Source organism: Dolichospermum sp. FACHB-1091, from assembly GCF_014697585.1.
Classification (GTDB): Bacteria; Cyanobacteriota; Cyanobacteriia; order Cyanobacteriales; family Nostocaceae; genus Dolichospermum.
This window is the reverse complement of sequence record NZ_JACJSB010000030.1, coordinates 1-23,540: the sequence shown is the minus strand read 5'-3', so window position 1 is coordinate 23,540 and position 23,540 is coordinate 1. Positions and strand designations below refer to the sequence as shown.

The window sequence follows — 23,540 nt, the reverse complement described above, 5'->3', positions numbered from 1 at the left end:
TAATTATTCATTACCTTCAATTGGCGCAAAACCTTGACGTTGGATGTTTTCTGTGATATGGCGTGGTTCTAGGAATTGCAAAAGATAATCTGGTCCTCCTGCTTTTGAACCGACTCCAGAAAGTTTAAATCCACCGAAAGGTTGACGAGATACTATTGCACCAGTTATATTTCGGTTAATGTATAAGTTCCCTACTTCAAATTCAGCTTGCGCTTGTTCAATGTGGGAAGGGGTACGAGAATAAAGACCACCTGTTAAAGCGTAATTTGTGTTATTGGCAACTTCTAAAGCTTCTTGAAAATCTTTAACTCTAATTACAGCTAAAACAGGTCCAAATATTTCCTGTTGTGCAATAACTCCATTTGCGGGTACTTCTGAAAAAATCACAGGACCGATAAAATATCCTTGGGTGGGTGCAGGTAACTCTAAAGCTAATTTAGCTTCTTTTTTGCCCTCTTCAATATATTCTAAAATGCGATCTTGGGCATTAGCGTCAATTACTGGACCTACTTGGGTACTGGGTAAATCCGCTTCTCCAATATTTAAAGATTTTGTCGCTTCTACCAACCTTTCTACAAAAGCATCATAAATAGGTTCAAGCACAATTACCCGTGAACAAGCAGAACATTTTTGTCCACTATAACCAAAAGCAGATTGCACAACGCCGACAACAGCTTGGTCTAAATCAGCACTTTCATCAACAATGATGGCATTTTTGCCTCCCATTTCCGCAATCACTTTTTTGAGGTGCTTTTGACCAGGTTTTAAGATGGCGGCTTCTGCGTAAATTCTACATCCTACTTCCTGAGAACCAGTAAAAGCAATAACATGAGTATCAGGATGATTTACCAAATAAGCACCGACTTGAGAACCTTTACCAGGGACGTATTGAAAAACACCTTTAGGGATTCCTGCTTCTATTAATATTTCTGTAAATTTTGCTGTAATTACAGAAGAAGTTTCCGCAGGTTTGAGTAGAGTACAATTTCCTGAAACCAAAGCAGCGACGGTCATACCGCAAGCAATAGCTAGAGGAAAATTCCAAGGAGAAATTACAATTGCGATTCCTTTGGGCTGGTAAATATAACGATTAGTTTCGCCAAGAACATCGTAAATTATACCTTTATCCAGCCTTTCCATTTCCTCAGCGTAATAAAGACAAAAATCAATTGCTTCGGAAACTTCTGCGTCAGCTTCCTTGACGGGTTTTCCTACTTCCAAAACTATCCAAGCCGAAAGTTCAGCGCGTCTTTGTTCCATTAACGCCCCAGCTTGACGCAAAATATCAGCACGTTGTTTAACGGGAGTTTTTTTCCAAGCGGGAAAAGCAGCTTTAGCAAATTTCATTGCTTCCTCAGCTTGTTCAATGCTAAGTAAACCTACTTTACCGACAATTTGACTAAAGTTAGAAGGGTTAAGAGAATCTACAAAAGTTGTCGTATTTACATATTCCCCATTAATGAATGGTAAATAAGTTTTACCCAACTGCGGACGTACACCATCAAAAGCTAAACGCGAACTATCCCTGCTTTCTTCCTTTGCAAAATCGGTATCTGCTACACCGCAGAACCCCCCCTCAGTCCCCCCCGCAAGCGAGGGGGAAGCTAGAACTGGTATTGGTGGTGCTAACAACTCCTCAACGGGACGATTTTCTAAATTTTGGCGTAAAAAGGAGCTATTTGCGGTATTTTCCAACAACCTGCGAATTAAATAAGCCATTCCCGGTAATAAGTCACCGTAGGGACAATAGACCCGGACGCGATAACCCTTATCTACCAAGGCTTTAGCTATTTTATCACCCATGCCGTAAAGCACTTGCATTTCAAAGCGACGACGGGGAACTTGAAGACTTTCCGCAATGGCTATGGCGCGAGATTGCGATCGCACATTATGACTACCTATGGCAGAATAGACATACTGATGATTTTCTAGCAATAACTGGGTAATAGCTTCAAAATTGGCATCTGTCGCCACTTTATCATGATAAACTGGTTGCGGCCAATGTTTTTGAGCGGCTTTGATGGTTTCCTGGTCCCAATACGCACCTTTAACCAAGCGAATAGTAAGAGGATAACCCCGTTGTTTTAACCAAGCAATGATTTCTCTAGCGTCCTGTTCGCTGTCGCGGAGATATGCTTGAATGGTCATACCAATATCGGTACGTTGACGAAATTCCGCTTCTAGTAAAAGTTTTTTGAGAATGGTGAAAGTAATATCTTTATAGGCGTATTGTTCCATATCAAAATGGACTGCTGTACCTAATTCTTTGGCACGACGGAGTAAAGTCCGAATATGTTCGCTTACTCTCGCTTCACTACCTTCAGCATCTAAAGGGTCAAATTGGGAATAAAACGCCGTTAATTTGACAGAAACCTGGACTTTGGGGATATTTTCGCCGTCTGCTTCGTCAATAGCTGGAATTTTCGCCCAATTTTGTGATGCTTCCACCAACTGCTGCATTAATTCCAGGTATCTTTCTAAATAAGATTGTGCCTCTATTTCCGTAATTACCGCTTCACCAAGTAAGTCAATGGTGAAAGCCATTTTATCTTTTCTCAGTCTTTCAACGGTTTTGATGACTTGTTTAATATTTTCGCCTGAAATATATTTATGTGCTAAAGTTTGCACAGCAGTTCCCACGGTTGTCGCTGCTACCTGTGCGGGCATAGAATCCGGGTTAGCAAAGTTCAAAATTGCTTTTAAAGCTGCTGGTAATTCTACTGATTCATCTCCCAAATATTCTTGTAAATGGGACGCAATTTCTGATTTACTATGTAAAGCGGGTAAAGTATCTATGAAGCGAAATAATTGTACTCGTAAACCGGGGTTACTCATAGCCCAGTCGAGTAATTTATCGTCCCAGCGCATTTGGTCGCGTAAAGCAGCTAAAAATGAGCGATTTTCCTGGGTAACAGCTAAAACCTGTCTAGCAATTTCTTGGGTTTTCTCTTCGTATTTGTTGCTTTCTACTTGTAATACCATAAGATTTGTTAAAAGTATGAATTTCCCAGTCAGGTAATTATGTTCTTATCTAAGATAACCCAAGATTAAAGCACTCCCACCAATAATACTACCAGCTAAAATCAAGTAAATGCTATTAATGCGGTAGTGAATGACTAAAATTGCGGAAATAACAGCAATTCCTAAACCTAAAAAATCTAGGGAATTAGTTTTAGGTAATATTAAAGTAGCTATTCCTAATTGTATTGTAGTTACTGTCATTAAGGCTACAGCACTAACATTAACAGCATCTAAAAATGGTCTTGTCCAAGATGATTTACGAAGGGTATCCATAAAGGGATTTAAAATAGCAACAAACAAAAATGAAGGGAGAAAAATCCCCACAGTTGCTACAATTGCTCCCGGAAAACCAGCAATTATATAACCAATAAATGTCGCGGTAGAAAGCACTGGACCTGGTGTAAATTGTCCAATAGCAATACCATCTAATAATTGTTGTTGTGTTAACCAGCCATATTCTTCTACTAGTCCTTTTTGTAAAAATGCTATTAGTAAATAACCACCTCCAAAGAGGACACTACCAACCTTTAAAAAAAATAAACCCAATTTCCATAAAGGTACAGATACATGATTATTGATATTATTTATATTATTGATAACTGTACTTGTTGGGGTTGTTTCTAAAAACGTTCCTGTGGTTAAACCCAGAATAATTAAGTTAGTTTGATTACCACTGCGTAACCAAATCATTCCTAATATTCCTCCCATTAATAAAGCCACTATTTCGTTGATTTTAGTAAATTGATTTATTAATCCCACAACTATAGCAATTATCAATAATTTTCGCGTTTTTACTGCTTTTTTTCCTAAACCCCAAACAGCATTAATAATAATTGCTAAAACAACGGGTTTTATTCCATAAAGTAAAGGTGCAATTTGCGGTAATGTCCCATAACTAACATATATCCAAGCCAAGAAACCTGTAATTAAAACCGCAGGTAAAATAAAGCAAACTCCAGCAACAATTAATCCTAACCACCCTGCATAAATGTATCCTATATGAATAGCCATTTCTGTGGAATTTGGACCGGGAATTAAGTTTGTTGCACCTAATAAATCTAGAAAATGTTCTTGTGTTAACCATTGACGACGTTTGACTATTTCATCTTCTATCATGGCTATATGGGCTACTGGTCCACCAAAGCCAATTATACCCAATTTGAGAAATATTTGGGCAATTTCAGTTAAGCGATTTAATGATGATTTATTCATGGTTTTTGACTAAGGGTTAATAATAATTAAATGCAGATGAATTTGAGGATTTTGATAAGGGATAGATTGATTATTTATTTTTGATTAAGGTAGCAACATTTCTGCTTTACAGCTAGGTCTGGATAATCAGTAAATACACCATTTACTCCTAAATTTAAAAAGATTTCATATTCTTTTTCAGGACTTCCTTGTAAGTCTAAAGGTAAGAAAAAATCTTCATTTCTAAATGTCCAAGCATGAACTTGTAAATTGGCTGCATGAGCATCTATAATTAAGGATGTTGGTGATAATAATTTACCATGAATATCTCTGGGAATTAATAAGTTTTTATGTACCCCTATTGCTTGTGCATATTCGGCAATTTCTTGTAACCCTTTTGCTGTTAATAAATCTCTATATGTACGCTGATCATTGTTTATAACAAAATCATAGGGTTTACCAATATCATTAATTAATTGTACTAATGGTAAATCTGTTTTCTGAGATAATTCTTTGAGGTTACTCACCGCAAATGATTGAATAAATATGGGTAAATTAATGTCTTGCAAATTCGATAACAAGGCCGCTTCTAATGGTAAACCAATCTCTTGAAAATATCTGGGATGTTTGGTTTCTGGATAAATACCAATATTGCGACCAACTTTTTCACTTTTATCCTTAACTAAATCAATGATTTCTGTAAAAGTAGGAATAGTAAACATTCCGTTATAAATTGCATTTTGAGGACGAATTTCGGGAATACGTTCTTTAGCAGTTAAAGTTTTGATTTCTGCTATAGTAAGATCTTCTGTAAACCAACCTGTTTTAATTTCACTATCAATGATTTTAGTAGTTCTTAAATAAGCAAATTCAGCATGATCAACAATATCCGTAGTTTCTGATATTTCATTTTCATGACGCGCAATTAAAATACCATCTTTAGTCATTACCAAATCTGGTTCAATATAATCAGCACCTAAATCAATTGCTAACTCATAACTTGCTAAAGTATGTTCAGGACGGTAGCCACTTGCACCCCGATGAGCGATAATAATAGGAGACTGATTTGTGAAAGTTTGAATCATAGTTTTTCTCTATAATTAAAGTTTTGCTAAGTAGGTGAACGGAAAAAAACCGACATAAGTAACGAAAAGTAAAGTTTCCCAAAACCTCTCCCCTGTTCCCTGTTCCCTGTCCCCTGTTCCCTTGTCATAACGACAATTTTTAACGCCAACCTACTTACTACTTTATTCTTCCTTCTTGTCCTTTGCGTCTTTGTGGTTCATTCATATCAGTATTCTTCCCCTGAAAAAGGAGTATAATTCTTTCATTATGAAACTTATGATCTCAACTCAAACTGAATTAAAGCGTATAGAAGAATTACGATCTTTGTTACAAAAAGCTAGTTACGCTTATTATGTTTTAGATGCACCAATAATGGAAGATACAGTTTATGATCGGCTGTATCGAGAATTACAAGAATTAGAAACGAAAAATCCAGAATTAATTACTCCCGATAGTCCTACCCAGCGTGTTGGAGAAAGACCTGCAACCCATTTTACCTCAGTCCGCCATAATATTCCTCTGTACAGTCTGGAAAATGCTTTTAATATTGAGGAATTGCAAAATTGGGAGCAACGTTGGCGGCGACACATACCAGAACAGTATAATGCCGTAGAAATAGAATATGTATCTGAATTGAAAATTGATGGTGCGGCTTTGGCCTTGACCTACGAAAATGGACTTTTAGTAAGGGGTGTAACTAGAGGAGACGGCATAATGGGTGAAGATATTACCCAAAATGTCAGAACTATCCGCTCAATTCCCCTCCGTTTGAATTTTGACGGCTTGGAAAATATCGCCAAAGTGGAAGTACGGGGAGAGGCGTTTCTACCTTTACAGGTATTTAAAGAAATTAACGAAAAAAGACAAAAAGCTGGTGAACAAATATTTGCTAACCCGCGCAATGCTGTAGCTGGTACGCTGAGACAATTAGACTCCCGTATTGTCGCCCAACGACAGTTAGATTTTTTCGCCTATACTCTACATATTACCGGGTTAGATGATTCCAGTATTGCCAATACTCAATGGGAGGCTTTGGAATTATTACAAAAAATGGGTTTCCGCATTGATACCAATCATAAACTCTGCCATTCTATCCCTGAAGTCGCCGCATATTACCAATATTGGGATACAGCACGGCTCAATTCTCCCTATATGACTGATGGAATTGTAGTTAAATTAAATACTTTTAAACTCCAGGAACAATTGGGGTTTACACAGAAATTTCCCCGCTGGGCTATAGCCTTAAAATATCCCGCAGAAGAAGCTCCAACCCGTGTAGAAAAAATTACAGTTAATGTCGGCAGAACCGGCGCGTTAACTCCCCTGGCAGAAATGTTACCGGTACAATTAGCGGGAACAACTGTTTCCCGTGCTACCTTACATAATAGCGATCGCATCGCACAATTAGATATTCGCATTGGTGACACCGTAATTGTACGCAAAGCGGGAGAAATCATTCCCGAAGTAGTCCGAGTAATCAAAGAATTGCGTCCCCCTGACACCCAACCCTTTATTATGCCTTCCCATTGTCCCGTCTGTGGACAACTGGTAGTCAGAGAAACTGGCGAAGCTGTTACTAGATGTGTAAATGCCTCCTGTCCCGCCATTCTCAAAGGTGAAATCGAACATTGGGTAAGTCGTGACGCTTTGGATATTAAAGGTGTTGGAGAAAAACTAGTATATCAATTAGTAGAAAAAGGTTTAATACATTCCGTCGCTGATTTATACGAATTGACAAAAGAGCAATTATGTGAATTAGAACGCATGGGAGAAAAATCAGCGGAGAAATTGATCAAAGCGATCGCCCAATCAAAAATTCAACCTTGGTCTAGGGTATTATATGGTTTAGGCATTCGTCATGTAGGTAGCGTCAACGCCCAATTATTAACCCAAAGGTTTACCACCGTCGCTGAATTAACAGCCGCCAGACAATCAGATATTGCGGGCGTTTATGGTATCGGTGCAGAAATCGCCCAATCAGTGTATCAATGGTTTCATACAGTAGCAAATCAAACTTTAATTTCCCGTCTTCAAGCCATGGGGTTACAACTAGCAAACAGCCCAGAAACCAAAGCTGTAGGCGAGATTAATCAAAAACTTGTCGGGAAAATCTTTGTAGTTACTGGCACATTACCAACCTTAAAAAGAGACGAAGCAAAAGCTTTAATTCAAAAACATGGCGGTAAAATTACTGATTCAATTAGCAAAAAAACAGACTTCTTAGTAGTAGGAGCAGAAGCAGGTTCTAAATTAGAGAAAGCGCGAAATTTGGGAATTAGCCAATTGACTGAGGCGCAGTTATTGGCAATGCTGGCAGAATAGTTGTAAACAGACGCAAATTGTTAAATTCTGTTACAGTATTTATTGTCAAGTTGAAGTAACCGCAATATCAGATTTTGAAACTTTTTGGAGTATAAACCATGAATTCCCTATTCAGTAAAACAGTTAGTATCGCCATAGCTACAACTACTCTTCTTATTAGCGCCCCTAGCTTCGCAGAAACTAAGCCTCCTAAACATACTACACCCGTTACCAGTACACAGACCGTAGGAACAATTGTCGAAATTGCCAGCGCCAACAGTTCTTTGAAAACCCTAGTCACAGCTATCAAAGCCGCAGGTTTGGTAGAAACCCTCTCTGGTAAAGAACCACTCACTGTATTCGCGCCTACAGACGCAGCATTTAAAGCCTTACCAAAAGGAACTTTAGCAAAACTCCTCAAACCAGAAAACAAAGACACCTTAGTTAAAATATTAACCTATCATGTAGTTCCTGGGGCAATTACCTCTAAAGATATCAAAGCCGGTGAGATCAAAACAGTTGAAGGCGCTGTAGTTAAGATTCAAGCGAGAAAGAGGCGAGTCACTGTAGGTAACGCTAAGGTAACAAAAGCAGACATTAAAGCCAGTAACGGTGTGATTCATGTAATTAATAAAGTCCTACTTCCTCCCGATGTAAAATTGTAGACTTTTTCCTAACTTAGATTCCCGCATTCTTAAAGAATGCGGGAATCTTTTTGCTTATAAACGACTTACAATAAAAATTAGTAATTCAAACTTGGAAATAAATCTTAATCACGGGTATTATATATTTAATTAGTAGTGCAAACTGCGATTTTTGATTTCTGGAGCTATTCAATGTCAATTTATGCCGGTAATTTATCCTATCAGGTTACGGAAGACGCCCTGAAAGAGGTTTTTCAAGAGTATGGAAATGTTAAGAGAGTCCAAATACCCACAGACAGAGAAACTGGTCGTGTTAGGGGCTTTGCATTTGTCGAAATGTCATCAGATGCAGAGGAAGAAGCCGCAATTGCTGCTCTTGACGGTGCTGAATGGTTGGGACGGCAGTTGAAAGTTAACAAAGCTAAACCCAGAGAAGAGCGTGGTGGCGGAGGACGGGGTGGTTATGGCGGTGAACGCAACCGTTACTAAGTTTTACCACCAAGAGGTTGTTGGGAAAGTTTTGGATCGTGATTTTAGATACTTGCAGATCCCCCTGCCCCCTTAACAAGGGGAATTACAGTCTAAGTCCCCCTTTATTTGAGGGATTTAAGGGGATATGAAAATATTTGATACACTATGAGCGACTTTTCAAACATTCTCTAACACTCTAAAATATCATATTTTCAGGACAGGGTAAATCCCTGTCTTTTTTTATGAGGACTTACCCAAGAGGTAACTTCTCTCTCCTAAGAGGTTGATGGTAAATTTTGCGACTTCCCAAACAGCCTCTTATACCCAAACACCAAAACCAGTTCACCTTCGACCTTTTCTATATTACCCGGACTAACCACCAACAGCCAGAAGTATTTAACTATTCCTGGTACTTGACTATTATGTAAAAATAATTATTTTAAATAATTTATTCCATTTAGTCATTATTAATAATGCCTAAAAATTGCCGTTGATTAGTAATTTTTCAGGAGCGTTATCCATAATATCAATACCTGGGTGTATCTATATTAATTTGGGGGTTTTCCCTATCACGAAAACAACTATTACAATCTTTAGCTTATGCTTGAAAACAGAAAACCAATAATTTCTCAGCATTACCTTTTTTATCCCTAAATTCAGATAAAAAGTAACTTTGATTAATAGGATTAATTAGCATTATTCAAATTTTATTAATCAGTCAAAATACATAATCAATACTGATGTAGATAAATCAGTCATCTATTATGATCTTCAAAGAAATGCTGGTATTAGAACCTGAATATAAGTCCTTCTATCCCATTTCTGATTTCACTCATAAATATATCTGAGAATTAGAATACAATATAGATTTATCAGGGTGTCCAAATAACTACCAAAATTGAGCCGCGCTCAACAACATCACCATAAAAGTTAAGCGATCAATATGTTTGGTAATTGTGGCAAGAACCTGATAAAAAATTCCCTATTACTGATTTTATCAATGTTGCTGCCAACATTGGGAATAAGTAAATCTGCAATGGCAGCAACACAAATTCATGCAGCTTATTCAGCATTAGAAATTTCTATCCCCACTAGTGTTTTAGAAAACTATGCTAAACATGGTTTTGTTAATAAAAACTTTGCCCAATATTATCAATATATTCCCACAAGTACACTACAAGAATTAAGGAAAATTTTAATTCAACCAGTCAAAATTAGTCCTGCTGTAGTTTCTGAATTTCTCGACACTCAACAAGGGAAATTCATCTTAAAAAGGTTGACAGAATTAATTCAAACTAAATCCCATTCTCCAGAATCAGAATCTCAGAATTTACGCACAGCTTTAATTTCCGCTGCTGGTGAACCAGAAGGATTAAATTTATTAAATTTATTACGTAAATATCCTCAAGATAGTATTAGTATTGATCTGATTTCTGGCTGGAAAATTGCTAGAGAATTAGAGAAAATGATCAGCGAAACTCAAAAAGCGATCGCTACATTAACACAAGCATCAAATTTAGAAGCAGCAACCATTTCCCTAGAGAATTTATCTAAATTACCACAGCAGCCAAATTTCCCAATTCAAAAACAAACATTAAAGTTATTCGACTCATTGCGTAATCGGCATTTACCCACTGATATCTATATTCCTAATACCCAAAATTCTGCCCCTATAATTGTCATTTCTCACGGTTTAGGTTTAAATAGTAGTAACTTTCGTTATTTAGGAAAAAACCTAGCTAATTATGGTTTTGCTGTCGTCATTCCCAATCATCCAAGTAGTTATGAAGAAAAAGTAAAATCCTTAATAAATAGTAATCAAGTCATACAACCTCATGAATTTAAAGATAGACCTTTAGATATAAAATATATTTTAGATCAATTGGAATCAGATCCACAATTTCAGAAGCGGCTTAATTTCCAACAAGTAGGAGTATTTGGCCAATCTTTAGGAGGTTATACTGCATTAGCTTTAGCTGGAGCAAAAATTAACTTTCAACAACTAAAAAAAGACTGTGATTTAGACAAATTACGAAATACCTGGAATATGTCTTTGCTGTTGCAATGTCGGGCTTTAGAATTACCAAATCAATCAGAAAAAGAATATAATTTACAAGATAAAAGAGTCAAAGCTGCTATCGCTGTTAATCCTATCACCAGCTCCATTTTTGGCCAATTTGGTTTAAGTCAAATTCGCACCCCAATCATGATTATTGGTAGTAGTGAAGATACTGTAGCCCCAGCTTTATATGAGCAAATTTTACCTTTTTCTTGGCTTACTTATCCCCACAAATATTTAGTCATGCTACTTGGTGCTACTCATTTTTCTACCATTGGTAATAGTGACCCTGAAAGTACACAAATAGCATTACCTAAAGATATGTTAGGTGATGCTTCCCAAGCCCGTCATTATATGAATGCTTTAAGTTTACCTTTCTTTCAAACTTATGTAGCTAAAAAACCAGAATATATTCCCTATCTTAACGCCGCTTATTTTCAAAGTATTTCTAGTCAGTCTCTTGGTTTAAATCTTGTTCAATCTTTTGATCATATTAAATTAGCACCAGTTTTAGATGATCACTTTCATAAAAACCAACCTCGCAAAAAAAAACTTTCTCATACCATAGTCCGCATTGGATTTTGGATACTGGGTATTGGTGTTTCTCTACTTCACTTATTGATATTTTCTTCCTAATTCAAATTCCTTCTCTGAAGAAGTTGGCGATCTTATTCTTGACAATTTATGTAAAAATACAAAAATATCAAATCTTAAATCTAAAATTGTGCAAGGTTTTCTTAATTTAAACAAACCATTTGACTGGACCTCTCATGACTGTGTAGCCAAGGTGCGAAAACTACTGAAAATGAAAAGGGTAGGACACGCAGGAACTTTAGACCCCGCAGCTACCGGAGTATTACCTATAGCTTTGGGTAAAGCCACAAGATTGTTACAATATTTACCAGGAGAAAAAGCCTATCAAGCCACTATTCGTCTAGGTGTACAGACTACTACTGATGATTTACAAGGAGAAATTATTACCTCCAAACCTTGTCCCGGCTTGGATTTAGAAAATGTAAAAACCGCACTTTCCCAGTTTATTGGCAAAATAGAGCAAATTCCCCCTAATTATAGTGCCATTCAAGTTGATGGCAAACGCCTGTATGATTTAGCACGAAAAGGGGAAATAGTCAAAGTTCCAGTGCGAACAGTAGAAATTTTTCAAATTCAGCTATTAGACTGGCGAGACAGTGATTTACCGGAATTAGATGTAGCTATATCTTGCGGTGCGGGAACTTATATTCGGGCGATCGCTCGTGATTTAGGTAGTATATTAAATACAGGTGGTACTCTAGCCGCCCTCATGCGTACAGAAAGCAGCGGTTTTCAAATCCCAGACAGTCTCACATTCACAGATTTAGAAAACCAACTGCAAACAGGTAGATTTCAACCTCTAGCCCCAGACGCACCATTACAACATTTAGCATTTGTAACTTTACCAACAGTATCAGCTAAAAAATGGTGTCAAGGTCAAAAAATTGCCCTCAATCTTACTATTTCTGACTTTGTGCGGGTTTACGAAACAGAAGGCAATTTTTTAGGAATCGGTAAATTACAAGATGATTTCTTAATTCCCCAAATGGTATTTTCTGAACTGACAATTCCCTCTCTACAATCATAAAATCTTTAACCAGACTTTATTAAACCATTAAGTTTGTAAACTCTTCTGCAAGATTTCCTGATCAATTTCCTTTTCACCCTGATATTTCCAACCTAAACGGTATTTTCTTAGTGATTTGCTTCCCATAGCAGTTTTATTTCCATGCTCAAAAGCGAAGTATAAGGATAAGGATTAGGATTTTGCAGAAAGCAAAAATTTTATGTATGATAGTAGGAATAAAATTGTCACAAGTTACAGGTATAACAATATTCAGTTGTATTTGTTTCGCCAATTTTATTTCAGTTAATCTTGCATTGGCAGCAGATCATATAGTTGCTAAAAAGCAAAGTAATGAATTAATCACTAATCAATTCTCTAATCACAAAGAAGTGATAGCGAAAAAAGCAGAATTAGGAGAGAAAGCTGGATATATTCTTGAAAAACAACCACAGATAACTGCTCAAACAGATCCTTCCGTCCCTGCCAATAGCAGTCCGATTGATGCTAATAAATTACGAGAGGATTTATCAATTCAACCTCTTTTCAAAGTAGTTCCCAAAAAACGGACTTACCAACCTTCACTTACTTTTGCCAGTCCCAGTGCCTTCGGGGCTACTTGGGGTGACGTGTTCTTTGGAGGATCAGCAGCAACCGCTGGTAAAGCCAGGAAAGGTAGTCCAGACGGAAGCCTCAGTATGGGTTTTGGCTTAGGAGATGCCCGGCAAATTGGTCTAGAACTTGGCTACAATATTGGTAGTATCAAAAATTTTGCGTACAACGGCACATTTGACCTCAAAGCTAACCACATTGTCTATGCTCAAGGTAATACTCAAATAGCTGCTGCAGTCGGCTGGAAGACCTTTGCCCAGCACGTTAAGAAGGAAAAAGTTAGACCTTCCAGTGGCTATGGTGTAGTTACAACTTACTCCCTATTGAAGCCTAATGATCCAGTCAATCAAATGCCTATCTCCTTTTCTTTAGGAGCCGGTGGTGGTGATTTCCGAAAAGACCCTGCTACTACTGCAATATTTGCTGGAGTGGGTGTGCAAGTTCATCCTCAAGTAGGTATAGGTATGGGTTGGAGTGGAGTTGGTTTCAACATTGGTGCTTCCTTCGTTCCTATCCCTACTATTCCCTTGACAATTAGTGCTGTGGGCGCAGACCTGACAGATAATAGTCTAGGCGGTACAGTATTCGTTCTGAGTATAGGCTATGGTTTCAATTTCTTACCTAAATAAACACTTCAATTCTGAGAAAATCGCCATGTTAAAAATCAGAACCTTGATTCTAGTCCTCAGTCTTACACCCCTCTTGTCGCTCAATTGGCAGCTACCAAGCCAAGCCCAAAAATCACCTAGTGTGGGGACAGCCGGGGGTCAAAGTGGTGGTGGTACAATCGGCGGCAGTGGTACTACCAATTCCAATCCTAGTGTGGGGACAGCCGGAGGTCAAAGTGGCGGTGGTACAACTGGCGGCAGTGGTACTACCAATTCCAATCCTAGTGTGGGGACAGCGGGAGGTCAAAGTGGCGGTGGTACAACTGGCGGCAGTGGTACTACCAATTCCAATCCCAGTGTGGGGACAGCCGGGGGTCAAAGTGGCGGTGGTACAACTGGCTCAGGTACTAATAATCAAAACAATCAGCAAATTAACACTGGTTTGTCTGCGATCAGTGAATCACCTAATATTACTGTCACAACCGGAGAAAATGGATTTGTAACTCTTAATATTGCATCCCCAACTCAAGAGAGGCTCAATGCGGCTTTTACTGCTCAAATCAATAATTTAAGTTCAAGTAATCCCAAGCTCGCCATTGCAATTCTGCTTAATAGTGATGGTCAACAAGCTGCACAGGCCGTGGCTAAACAAATTGCGAAAATCTTAATTGAAGCCGGAGTTTCTGAACAATCAGCAGAGGCTCTCACGAATGCCTTAGCTCAGTTAAATACATCAGGATCAGTAGATATTAACAAACTGAGCATTGCTATTAATGCCTATAACAATATTGTCCGACAAAGCAGCCCGGAAACTCTGCAAACACTCTCACAAAATGAAGATTTCCTAAAAACCCGTAGCATTCTGACAACGTTAAGGAAATCTATTGACTAAGTAGGTTGGCGTTAAAAATTGTCGTTATAGTGAGGGAACAGGGAACGGGGGAGAGGTTTTGGGCAACTTTACTTTTCCTTACTTATGTCGGTTTTTTTGCGTTCACCTACTTAATTATCTTTCTCATCTCCGTAACAAAATCTACTCTACCAAAACTTGTTCTAGGAAGACGGGGTTATGAACCCAAATTTTTGATATAAAAGTTAACTTAAGAGAAAATAGGCCAAGAAAACGGGGAAACAAAAGTGAGTCCTGGATTTGATTACGATTTAGTGATTATCGGCGCTGGTGTAGGTGGACATGGTGCTGCCTTACACGCTATCAGTTGCGGTCAGAAAACGGCGATTATTGAAGCTGGAGATATGGGAGGCACTTGTGTAAACAGGGGTTGTATCCCTTCTAAGGCATTGCTGGCGGCTTCAGGAAAAGTGAGAGAATTACGTAACGCTCATCACCTCAAGTCATTGGGAATACAAATTGGCAGTGTCGAGTTTGAACGAGAAGCGATCGCTAATCATGCTAACAATCTCGTCTCCAAAATTCAAGGGGACCTAACCAACAGTCTCAAGCGCTTGGGAGTTGATATTATTCGAGGTTGGGGTAAGGTAGCAGGTACACAAAAAGTCACCATTACCACAGATAAAGGTGAGAAAACCATCACCGCCCAAAATATCATCCTTTCCCCCGGTTCTGTCCCCTTTGTTCCCCCAGGAATCGAAGTAGACGGGAAAACAGTCTTTACCAGCGACCAAGGCGTTAAATTAGAAACTCTCCCCAAATGGGTGGCGATTATTGGTAGTGGTTACATTGGCTTAGAATTTTCTGATGTTTACTCAGCTTTGGGTTGTGAAATTACCTTAATTGAAGCCCTAAATGAGTTAATGCCAGGATTTGACCGGGATATTGCTAAACTGGCAGAACGGGTCTTAATTAACCCCCGCGATATTGAAACTAAAGTCGGTATTTACGCCAAAAAAGTCATACCGGGTTCACCAGTAATCATTGAATTAGCTAACTTTGAAACTAAAGAAGATTTAGAAGTTCTCGAAGTTGATGCTTGTTTAGTCGCTACAGGCCGTGTTCCCGCTACCCAAAATCTTGGTCTGGAATCCGTTGGTGTTGACCTTGACCGCCGTAATTTTATTCCTGTTAATGATAATATGGCCGTATTAGCCAACGGCGAAGTTGTCCCCCACCTCTGGGCTATTGGTGATGCTACCGGGAAAATGATGTTAGCTCATGCGGCATCCGCTCAAGGTATCATTGCTGTAGAGAATATTATGGGTCGTCAAAAAACTGTTGACTACCGCAGTATTCCCGCCGCCGCCTTTACTCACCCAGAAGTTAGTTATGTGGGCTTGACAGAAACAGCCGCCCATGCTTTGGGTTTAAATGAAGGTTTTGAAATCGCCACCACTAAGAGTTATTTTAAAGGTAATTCTAAAGCTTTGGCGGAAAATGATACTGACGGTATGACAAAGGTGATTTACCGCCAAGATACAGGAGAAGTCTTAGGTGTACATATCTTTGGTCCCCACGCCTCGGATCTAATTCACGAAGCTTCGGCCGCTGTTTCTAACCGTCAATCTATCAAAACTCTTGCTTACCAAGTTCACGCTCACCCCACCCTTTCAGAAGTTCTAGATGAAGCTTATAAACGCGCGTTAGTTAGTTAATCGTTAGTCAGTTGTCAGTGGTCAGTTGACAACTGACAACCAACAACCAACAACCAACAACCAACAACCAACAACCAACTAATATGCAAATTCGTCGTCGTTCACCTAGCCCAGCTATTAATATTTCTATAATCCAATATAAATCCGCTATAGAGGGTGCAGCACCAAATAATATTTTAGAAGAAATTGTCTGGCATAAAGAAACAGAAGTTGAAAAAATGCGGGAAAAGCTCCCCTTGCGGGAATTACAAACACAAGCCCTGACTGTACCACCCACCCGTGATTTTATCGCTGCTTTGCGTTATGGGAAAACTAATCCCGCTTTAATCGCCGAAGTTAAAAAAGCTTCTCCCAGTAAAGGGATATTAAGGACAGATTTTGACCCAGTAGCCATAGCTCAATCTTATCAAGCAGGGGGTGCTAGTTGTCTTTCGGTGCTGACAGATGTTAAATTTTTCCAAGGTAGTTTTGAAAATCTGTCTTTAGTCCGTTCTACAGTGGATTTACCCCTACTATGTAAGGATTTTATCATCTATCCCTACCAAATGTATTGGGCGAGAATTAATGGCGCAGATGCAGTTTTATTAATAGCAGCAATTCTCAATGATCAAGATCTACAATACTTTATTAAAATTGCTCATAACTTGAAAATGGCAGCTTTAATAGAAGTGCATAATTTAGAAGAATTAGATCGGGTTTTAGCTTTAGATGGTGTTTCCTTAATCGGAATTAATAATCGTAATTTAGAAGATTTTACCGTTGATTTACAAACAACTTCTGAATTAATGACAGCTAGAGGTGAGCAATTACAAGCAAAAAATATTCTAGTCGTCAGTGAATCAGGATTGCATCATCCAGAGGACTTAAATGTAGTTAAAACAGCAGGTGTATCAGCTGTACTGATTGGTGAATCATTAGTGAAACAACCAGATCCTCAAGTAGCAATTACGAATCTGTTTGCTTAATTACAGCCCATGACCTGCAATTATTTATTTTCTGTGTAACAACTAGTTAAGGATTAGCTAAACTTTGACTAAAAGAAAATTAAAAAATCCCTAAATTGCAACTTCACAATAAACTACATGGAGCCAATTCCTTTACCCTCTCCTATCCATTACGAACTGATACTTCAACTTTTGGAAAAGCAAACCATGACCTCTTTAGGTCAAAATCAAGACCTTCGCAATCAAGTCAATCAACTGATTATTACCATGCGAAAAGCTGCATCCCAACAAAAACGGTTAGAAGAAATTTTTCAGTCTTCCTCTATGGTGATTGATCACCGTTGGTCTATCAATCATTTTCCAGATCAAGTTGATTGCTCCTGACGGTTTTGAACTACTATCCCTATAAAGGATTTTAGTAGATTTTTTTTGTGTTTTTATCCCCTTTAAGGGTTAATTTGGATCGTATTGAAATTTTCAACTAGGACATAACACACAGATGGATAATAAATTGATGCTGATGATTCCAGGACCGACTCCAGTTCCAGAAGCAGCTTTACTAGCATTAGCCAAACACCCCATTGGCCACCGTAGCGGTGAATTTAGCAGTATGATGGGAGAGGTGACAGAAAACCTCAAATGGCTACATCAAACTACAAGTGATGTACTGATGTTAAACGTCAGCGGTACTGGTGCTGTAGAAGCGGGAATAATTAATTTCCTTTCCCCAGGCGATCGCATTTTAGTTGGTTCTAATGGTAAATTTGGGGAACGTTGGGTAGAAGTCGGTCAAGCTTTTGGTTTAAATGTGGAAACTGTCACCGCAGAATGGGGACAACCTTTAGACCCAGACCAATTTGCAGCTAAACTGCAAGCAGACACCAACAAGGAAATTAAAGCTGTAATTATTACCCACAGTGAAACCTCCACCGGGGTAATTAATGATTTAGAAACTATTAACCGCCACGTTAAAGAACATGGACAGGCCTTAATTATTGTTGATGCTGTCACCAGTTTAGGCGCTTACAATGTCCCTGTAGACGCTTGGGGTTTAGATGTAGTCGCTTCCGGTTCTCAAAAAGGTTACATGATTCCTCCCGGTTTAGGATTTGTTTCCGTCAGTCCCAAAGCCTGGGAAGCTTACAAAACTGCAAAGTTACCTAAATATTATTTAGATTTAGGTAAATATCGCAAATCTACCGCTAAAAATACTACCCCCTTTACTCCCCCGGTTAACTTAATAGTAGCCCTACACACCACTCTGGGAATGATGAAAAAGGAAGGATTGGAATCCATCTTTACTCGTCATGAACGCCAAAAAAATGCCACCCGTGCGGCTATGAAAGCCTTAAATTTATCTTTGTTTGCGGCCGACGAATGTGCTAGTCCGGCCATTACCGCTGTCGCCACTCCAGGCATCGAAAGTGATAAAATTCGCTCTTTGATGAAAAAACGGTTTGATATCGCTCTAGCAGGTGGACAAGACCATCTCAGTAATAAAATTTTCCGTATTGGTCACTTGGGTTTTGTCAGCGATCGTGATATCCTTAGCTGTATCGCCTCCCTAGAAGTTGTTCTTCCACAGGTTGGCCACGAAAACTTCACCGTTGGCGCTGGTATAGCAGCAGCAGCAAAAGTTTTTGGAAAATAGTTATGAGGCTGGTAATGGGTAATGGGTAATTGGTAATGGGTAATGGGTAATTGGTCTCTCTTCCCTGTCACCTGTCACCTGTCACCTTTTCCCTATGCCGTTTCTAGCCAATCATAAATTTGTTCTAACTGTTCTAGAGTAATTAAACCATATTGCCAAAGAGTCATTGTTAAAGAACCAGGATCTTGATCACGGTTACGCAATGCTACGGAAAGGGAAGCAGTGGAAATTGCTAAATCTTCCTGGAGAAAATTAATCAGCCGAGAATATCTTGATATTACCATTTGTATGTCACATCCTTGGGGGAAATGTATAATTATAGATTGTTTATCTATTTTGCGGGTATTATGTAACCAGTATTTTATTTGTCACTTTGCTGCGAGTAGACTAACATTAGAAGGTTATACAGAAAATATTCCATTCTTTTAAATAACCCTTTTTTAAAGTCTTATATCAATAGGACTTACGCAAGTGTCACACCAATAATCTATTGTAGGGTGCATCAGATCTCAGCAATTTGCTTATTTGCTAGATTTCTGCGGTAGTCATGCGCCTTACTAATGTGCCAATTGCATAAGTCCTGGATAAATATTAACCTCTTCTCTGTTATTTATGCTAGTTTACGTAATATTTTTTTGAAAAGATAACCAAGTATCAGTTAAATATCTGACATATTGAGACTTTATTATATACATAACTTACGCAAAGAGGTCAAAGAAGTCAGAATTAAACTAGAAAACGCGGCGTTGCTGATAGCCTGGGTGGCCATAGACTGATAGAGGTATGAAATTGGAAAATTAAAAATCTCTTTTCCTTTGCGGGAAACATAACTGATAATGCCATTATGCAACACAAGAAACGCTATAGTCAGCAATTAAATACCGTTTACTGAGAAGTTTTAGGACTGACGAAATCAATTGTGATATTATCTCCTCTTTTTAAATTTAATTCTGCTGCTCGTCCTGACCTGAGTTCAATTACCTGATCTATAAGTACATTAGGACCATAAGTGGGACAAGGTTCTTCATGACAAGGAGGGGCAGATTCTTGTACATACTTAACTACACCTTTTTCGATAAAGATAATATCTAAAGCAACGGGGACATTTTTCATCCAAAATTTTACTGGTTGTGCTGAAGGAAAAACAAACAGCATTCCCCGATTATCAGCTAAAGTTGGTCTATACATTAAACCCATCATTTGCTGTTCCGGTGTTCCCGCTACTTCTAACTCAATTTTTACGTCTTTAGGAAAAGTTGCAATTGCTGAAATTGGCAGGTTTTGACCAGCATTTACTGCTATTTGAGTTTGATATTTCGGTGTCACAGGTGGAATTTTAGCAGTGGTGGGTGGTGAACAGCCCATGAGTAAAATACTGAGTAATACTGAACAGAGACTGAGCCTGGAAATCATAGGTAATAGAGGGAATAGGCAATTAGTTTATTGACTGGGATTCAGATTTTGACCATCTTACTCAATTTCTGCAAAATTGCCCACAAATTTGGATTTTATTTGTGATTGTTGCTCATTTCAGCAATTTTAGGATTCTCTGAGTACATAACCTACACCGCGTACGGTTTGAATCAGACGTTTTTGACCCTCTTCTTCAATTTTGAGGCGAAGATAACGAACATAGACCTCAATTACATTAGATTCACCCATAAAGTCGTAACCCCAAACATTCTCTAAAATTTGTTCGCGGCTTAATACTTCGCGGGGATGTTCCATTAAGAACTTTAATAATTCAAATTCCTTCATGGTTAAGTCAATAGCTTTGCTATTGTAAATAGCGCGACGCGTTCCTATATCCAAAACCAAATCTCCGAAGCGTAATTGCTCTGTGGTATCAAGATCCGGTTTCAGATAGAGATGAATCAGCTTGAGAAAATCTTCCGAACGGTAAGGCTTGAGAATATAATCATTAGCGCCAGCATCTAAACAAGCTATCCGATCATCTACTGTATCCCTAGCCATTAAAATCACTACAGGAGAAAGATTACCCATGTTTCTGAGATTTTTACATAAGGATAATCCAGAGTCGCCAAGGAGCATCCGGTCTATAACAATTAAAGCAGGTTGGTTATGGCTTTGGCCGCTGGAGGCATCGCGGCAGTATTCCAATCCATGGGCTGCATCATGAGCTACAATTGCATCATAACCAGCTTCTTGTAAATCAAAAGCTAACTGATTAGCTAGAGTTTCATCTGGTTCAATCACCAAAACAAAAACAGAGGGATTGTAAGTAGCTATCATTTGCTGGGAATTAGTAATCAATATGAGTTATAATCTGTGGCTGTGTTACTGACATTTGACACAATACTAACTCAAGTTACTAATTTTCTGGTGACATCTCTAGGGAAAATTCCCCAACCCAATTAAAAAAATAATTTTTGCTGAAGTAATTTCATATTTTTTCCGTTCACCTACTTACGTGATAATTGATTTCTTTTTGCTCAAATCTATCAGTATATAACTCCACCTTGTAGTAGCTTATAATACATAAAGACCTTCAGCGATCGCTTTATCTGTTAAAAATTCATGACACAGTTGAGGTTAATCTTGCACAATGGGTTTTCAACCCTTAATAATTTTATACCTTAATAATTTTATAATTGTCAGAAAAGGAAAAATTATGCAGTCTCCTCTTTACTTTTTCACTGTTGAAGAATATCTGGAATTGGAACAAATTAGCGATATTCGTCATGAATATTTTGCCGGTGAGGTCTTTGCTATGGCTGGAGGTAGTAAAGAACATAATATAATCTCTGGAAATGTTTATTCGCGTTTGCGTTCTCAGTTACGGGGTAGTTCCTGTAATGTTTTCATGTCTGACATGAAGGTAAGAATAAATTTAGCTCATGAGAATCAAACTATATTTTACTATCCTGATGTCATTGTCAGTTGCGACACGGAAGATCAAGACCGTTATTTTTTGAATTATCCTTGTTTAATTATCGAAGTCCTATCACCAAGTACAGAAACTATAGATAGACGGGAAAAACTTCTTAATTACCGCAGTTTAGCAAGTTTGAAAGAATATATTTTGATTTCTCAGGATGAAGTTAAGGTAGAGGTTTATCGTCAAGATGAAAAAAGAAATTGGACTATACAAACCTTGATTAATCGTGATGATAAATTACATTTAGATTCTGTTGGATTAATTTTAGAAATGACAGATATATATGAGGATGTTATCAATGTAGCTATCATGTAACTATAATGTGGCTATAATTTAGCTCGCTATGCTATGATGTTGAGTATCCACTGTCAGAATCAGGATATCCAAGATTATCAGGATGTACAGGATGAAGACAGGTATTTTATCGCTATATAAATCACTTAAATCACTGAAAATGGTGGGTTAAGCGATCGCTATTTATACCAGGAGTGCATTTTATGAAATTCAATCGTAGTCAAGTTAAAAAATACCTGCAATTATCGGATTTTACATCACTTTTTATTGAGGAATTAGGTTGGGATTATGCTGATATTTCTCCTATTTATCTATCTGTAAATGGGGAGAATTATACTATAAAAGCTATTTCCCAAAAACGTGGTTTAATGGTTTATCATTGTTTACCTGAAAATGGGATTTTACCCAACTCTCAAATTAGAAAAAAGATTGATATAGAAGTTACTAGTTATAGTCAAGAACATTTAATTATTTATACCGATAAAGGTCAAGAAAAACAAATTTGGCAATGGGTAAGACGCGAACCAGGAAAACCCGTCACTAGTCGAGAAAATCATTATTATATTCACCAGTCGGGGGAGGGTTTAATTCAAAAGTTAGAAACAATTTATATTAGTATTAAAGAGGAAGAAAATTTAACTTTATTAGAAGTTACTAAGAAGACTAAAAAAGCCTTTGATGTTGATAAAGTTACCAAGAAATTTTATGATCAATTCAAAAAGGAATATAAAACATTTTTAGATTTTATTGACGGTATTCCCGTTAAATTTGATCAAGAATGGTACGCTTCCTTAATGCTAAACCGTTTAATGTTCATTTACTTTATTCAACGTAAAGGTTTTTTAAATAACGATTTAGATTATTTGAGAACCAAATTAAATCAATGTCAAGAACACAAAGAAAATAATCAGTTTTACTCATTTTATCGTTATTTCCTGCTAAAATTATTTCATCAAGGTTTAGGAAATCAGAACAGAAATACCGAATTAGAAGCACTTTTAGGAAAAGTTCCCTATTTAAACGGGGGTTTATTTACAGTCCATTATTTAGAACAAACCTATCCTCAAATTACAATTCCCGATACCGCTTTTACTCAAATATTCAACTTCTTTGATCAGTATAATTGGTATTTAGACGAAAGACCACTAAAAAATGATCATGAAATTAACCCTGATGTTTTAGGTTATATCTTTGAAAAGTACATTAACCAAAAACAAATGGGAGCATATTATACTAAAGAAGATATCACAGAATATATTAGTAAAAATTGCATTATTCCCTATTTATTTGATGTTGTCAAAAGTGAAAATTACGATTTTTGGAACTTATTAAAAGATTACCCAGAACGCTATATTTATGAAGCAGTCAAAACCGGAGTAGATTTACCATTACCGGAACATATTGCTAAAGGTTTAAATGATGTTTCTCAAAGACAGAATTGGAATCAACCAGCAGATGATAATTATGGTTTACCTACGGAAATTTGGAGAGAATATATTACCAGAAAAACCCGTTATTTAGAAATCAGAGAAAAGCTAGTTAATGGAGAAATTAATCATATCAATGATTTAATTACTTATAACTTGAATATTCGTCAATTTGCAGAAGATGTCAT

General features: G+C 37.7%; 18 protein-coding genes and 1 pseudogene. 13 read left to right on the top strand and 6 right to left on the bottom strand.

Going from position 1 to position 23,540, the window contains the following annotated elements; genetic code table 11:
* Positions 1-3: 3 nt before the first annotated feature.
* From pruA to H6G25_RS17175, 3 genes are all read right to left on the bottom strand, one after another.
* Positions 4-2,982: an L-glutamate gamma-semialdehyde dehydrogenase gene (gene pruA / locus H6G25_RS17185; RefSeq protein ID WP_190393542.1), complete on the bottom strand. Its 2,979-nt coding sequence runs from the start codon at positions 2,980-2,982 to the stop codon at positions 4-6.
* 45 nt (positions 2,983-3,027) lie between these two features.
* Entirely contained in the window at positions 3,028-4,233 is a 1,206-nt protein-coding gene (chrA, locus tag H6G25_RS17180) for a chromate efflux transporter (RefSeq protein WP_190393541.1), read from the bottom strand.
* Positions 4,234-4,307: 74 nt separating this feature from the next.
* Complete coding sequence (locus H6G25_RS17175; protein WP_190393540.1) at positions 4,308-5,297, bottom strand: glycerophosphodiester phosphodiesterase; 990 nt, start codon at positions 5,295-5,297, stop codon at positions 4,308-4,310.
* Between the two features lie 256 nt (positions 5,298-5,553).
* Between H6G25_RS17175 and ligA the strand changes: the two genes are divergently transcribed.
* The 11 genes from ligA (at position 5,554) to H6G25_RS17120 (ending at position 18,732) form a co-directional block, all read left to right on the top strand.
* On the top strand, positions 5,554-7,599 hold the full coding sequence (gene ligA, locus H6G25_RS17170) for an NAD-dependent DNA ligase LigA (protein WP_190393539.1): 2,046 nt from the start codon (positions 5,554-5,556) through the stop codon (positions 7,597-7,599).
* A gap of 98 nt (positions 7,600-7,697) precedes the next feature.
* Entirely contained in the window at positions 7,698-8,243 is a 546-nt protein-coding gene (locus tag H6G25_RS17165) for a fasciclin domain-containing protein (protein ID WP_190393538.1), read from the top strand.
* A 171-nt stretch (positions 8,244-8,414) separates the two neighbouring features.
* Entirely contained in the window at positions 8,415-8,711 is a 297-nt protein-coding gene (locus tag H6G25_RS17160; protein WP_190393537.1) for an RNA-binding protein, read from the top strand.
* 982 nt (positions 8,712-9,693) lie between these two features.
* Positions 9,694-11,388 (top strand): alpha/beta hydrolase, encoded by a 1,695-nt coding sequence (locus H6G25_RS17155; protein WP_190393536.1) that lies wholly within the window; start codon positions 9,694-9,696, stop codon positions 11,386-11,388.
* A gap of 88 nt (positions 11,389-11,476) precedes the next feature.
* Positions 11,477-12,373: a tRNA pseudouridine(55) synthase TruB gene (gene truB, locus H6G25_RS17150; RefSeq protein WP_190393535.1), complete on the top strand. Its 897-nt coding sequence runs from the start codon at positions 11,477-11,479 to the stop codon at positions 12,371-12,373.
* Between the two features lie 221 nt (positions 12,374-12,594).
* Entirely contained in the window at positions 12,595-13,590 is a 996-nt protein-coding gene (locus H6G25_RS17145) for a hypothetical protein (RefSeq protein ID WP_206754779.1), read from the top strand.
* Positions 13,591-13,615: 25 nt separating this feature from the next.
* Positions 13,616-14,461, top strand: a complete 846-nt coding sequence (locus H6G25_RS20910) for a hypothetical protein (protein ID WP_206754780.1) — start codon at positions 13,616-13,618, stop codon at positions 14,459-14,461.
* Between the two features lie 245 nt (positions 14,462-14,706).
* A complete protein-coding gene (lpdA, locus tag H6G25_RS17135) occupies positions 14,707-16,137 on the top strand; it encodes a dihydrolipoyl dehydrogenase (protein WP_190393533.1) in 1,431 nt (476 codons plus the stop codon).
* 83 nt (positions 16,138-16,220) lie between these two features.
* Positions 16,221-17,102: an indole-3-glycerol phosphate synthase TrpC gene (trpC, locus tag H6G25_RS17130; RefSeq protein ID WP_190393532.1), complete on the top strand. Its 882-nt coding sequence runs from the start codon at positions 16,221-16,223 to the stop codon at positions 17,100-17,102.
* Positions 17,103-17,219: 117 nt separating this feature from the next.
* Positions 17,220-17,465: a DUF5340 domain-containing protein gene (locus H6G25_RS17125; RefSeq protein WP_190393531.1), complete on the top strand. Its 246-nt coding sequence runs from the start codon at positions 17,220-17,222 to the stop codon at positions 17,463-17,465.
* A 115-nt stretch (positions 17,466-17,580) separates the two neighbouring features.
* A complete protein-coding gene (locus H6G25_RS17120; RefSeq protein ID WP_190393530.1) occupies positions 17,581-18,732 on the top strand; it encodes an alanine--glyoxylate aminotransferase family protein in 1,152 nt (383 codons plus the stop codon).
* Positions 18,733-18,824: 92 nt separating this feature from the next.
* On the opposite strand, the gene H6G25_RS17115 is transcribed toward H6G25_RS17120, so the two are convergent.
* The 3 genes from H6G25_RS17115 to nblR form a co-directional block, all read right to left on the bottom strand.
* Positions 18,825-19,016, bottom strand: a complete 192-nt coding sequence (locus H6G25_RS17115) for a DUF2949 domain-containing protein (RefSeq protein WP_190393529.1) — start codon at positions 19,014-19,016, stop codon at positions 18,825-18,827.
* Positions 19,017-19,617: 601 nt separating this feature from the next.
* Positions 19,618-20,145 (bottom strand): DUF192 domain-containing protein, encoded by a 528-nt coding sequence (locus tag H6G25_RS17110; protein ID WP_190393528.1) that lies wholly within the window; start codon positions 20,143-20,145, stop codon positions 19,618-19,620.
* Between the two features lie 126 nt (positions 20,146-20,271).
* The gene (gene nblR, locus H6G25_RS17105) at positions 20,272-20,985 is read right to left on the bottom strand and encodes a response regulator transcription factor NblR (RefSeq protein ID WP_190393527.1); all 714 of its coding nucleotides are present in this window, start codon (positions 20,983-20,985) and stop codon (positions 20,272-20,274) included.
* A gap of 379 nt (positions 20,986-21,364) precedes the next feature.
* Here nblR and H6G25_RS17100 point away from each other — a divergent pair, with 379 nt between their 5' ends.
* Entirely contained in the window at positions 21,365-21,946 is a 582-nt protein-coding gene (locus H6G25_RS17100; RefSeq protein ID WP_190393526.1) for a Uma2 family endonuclease, read from the top strand.
* A gap of 182 nt (positions 21,947-22,128) precedes the next feature.
* Positions 22,129-23,540 (top strand): annotated as a pseudogene (locus H6G25_RS17095) (hypothetical protein); the annotation flags it as partial.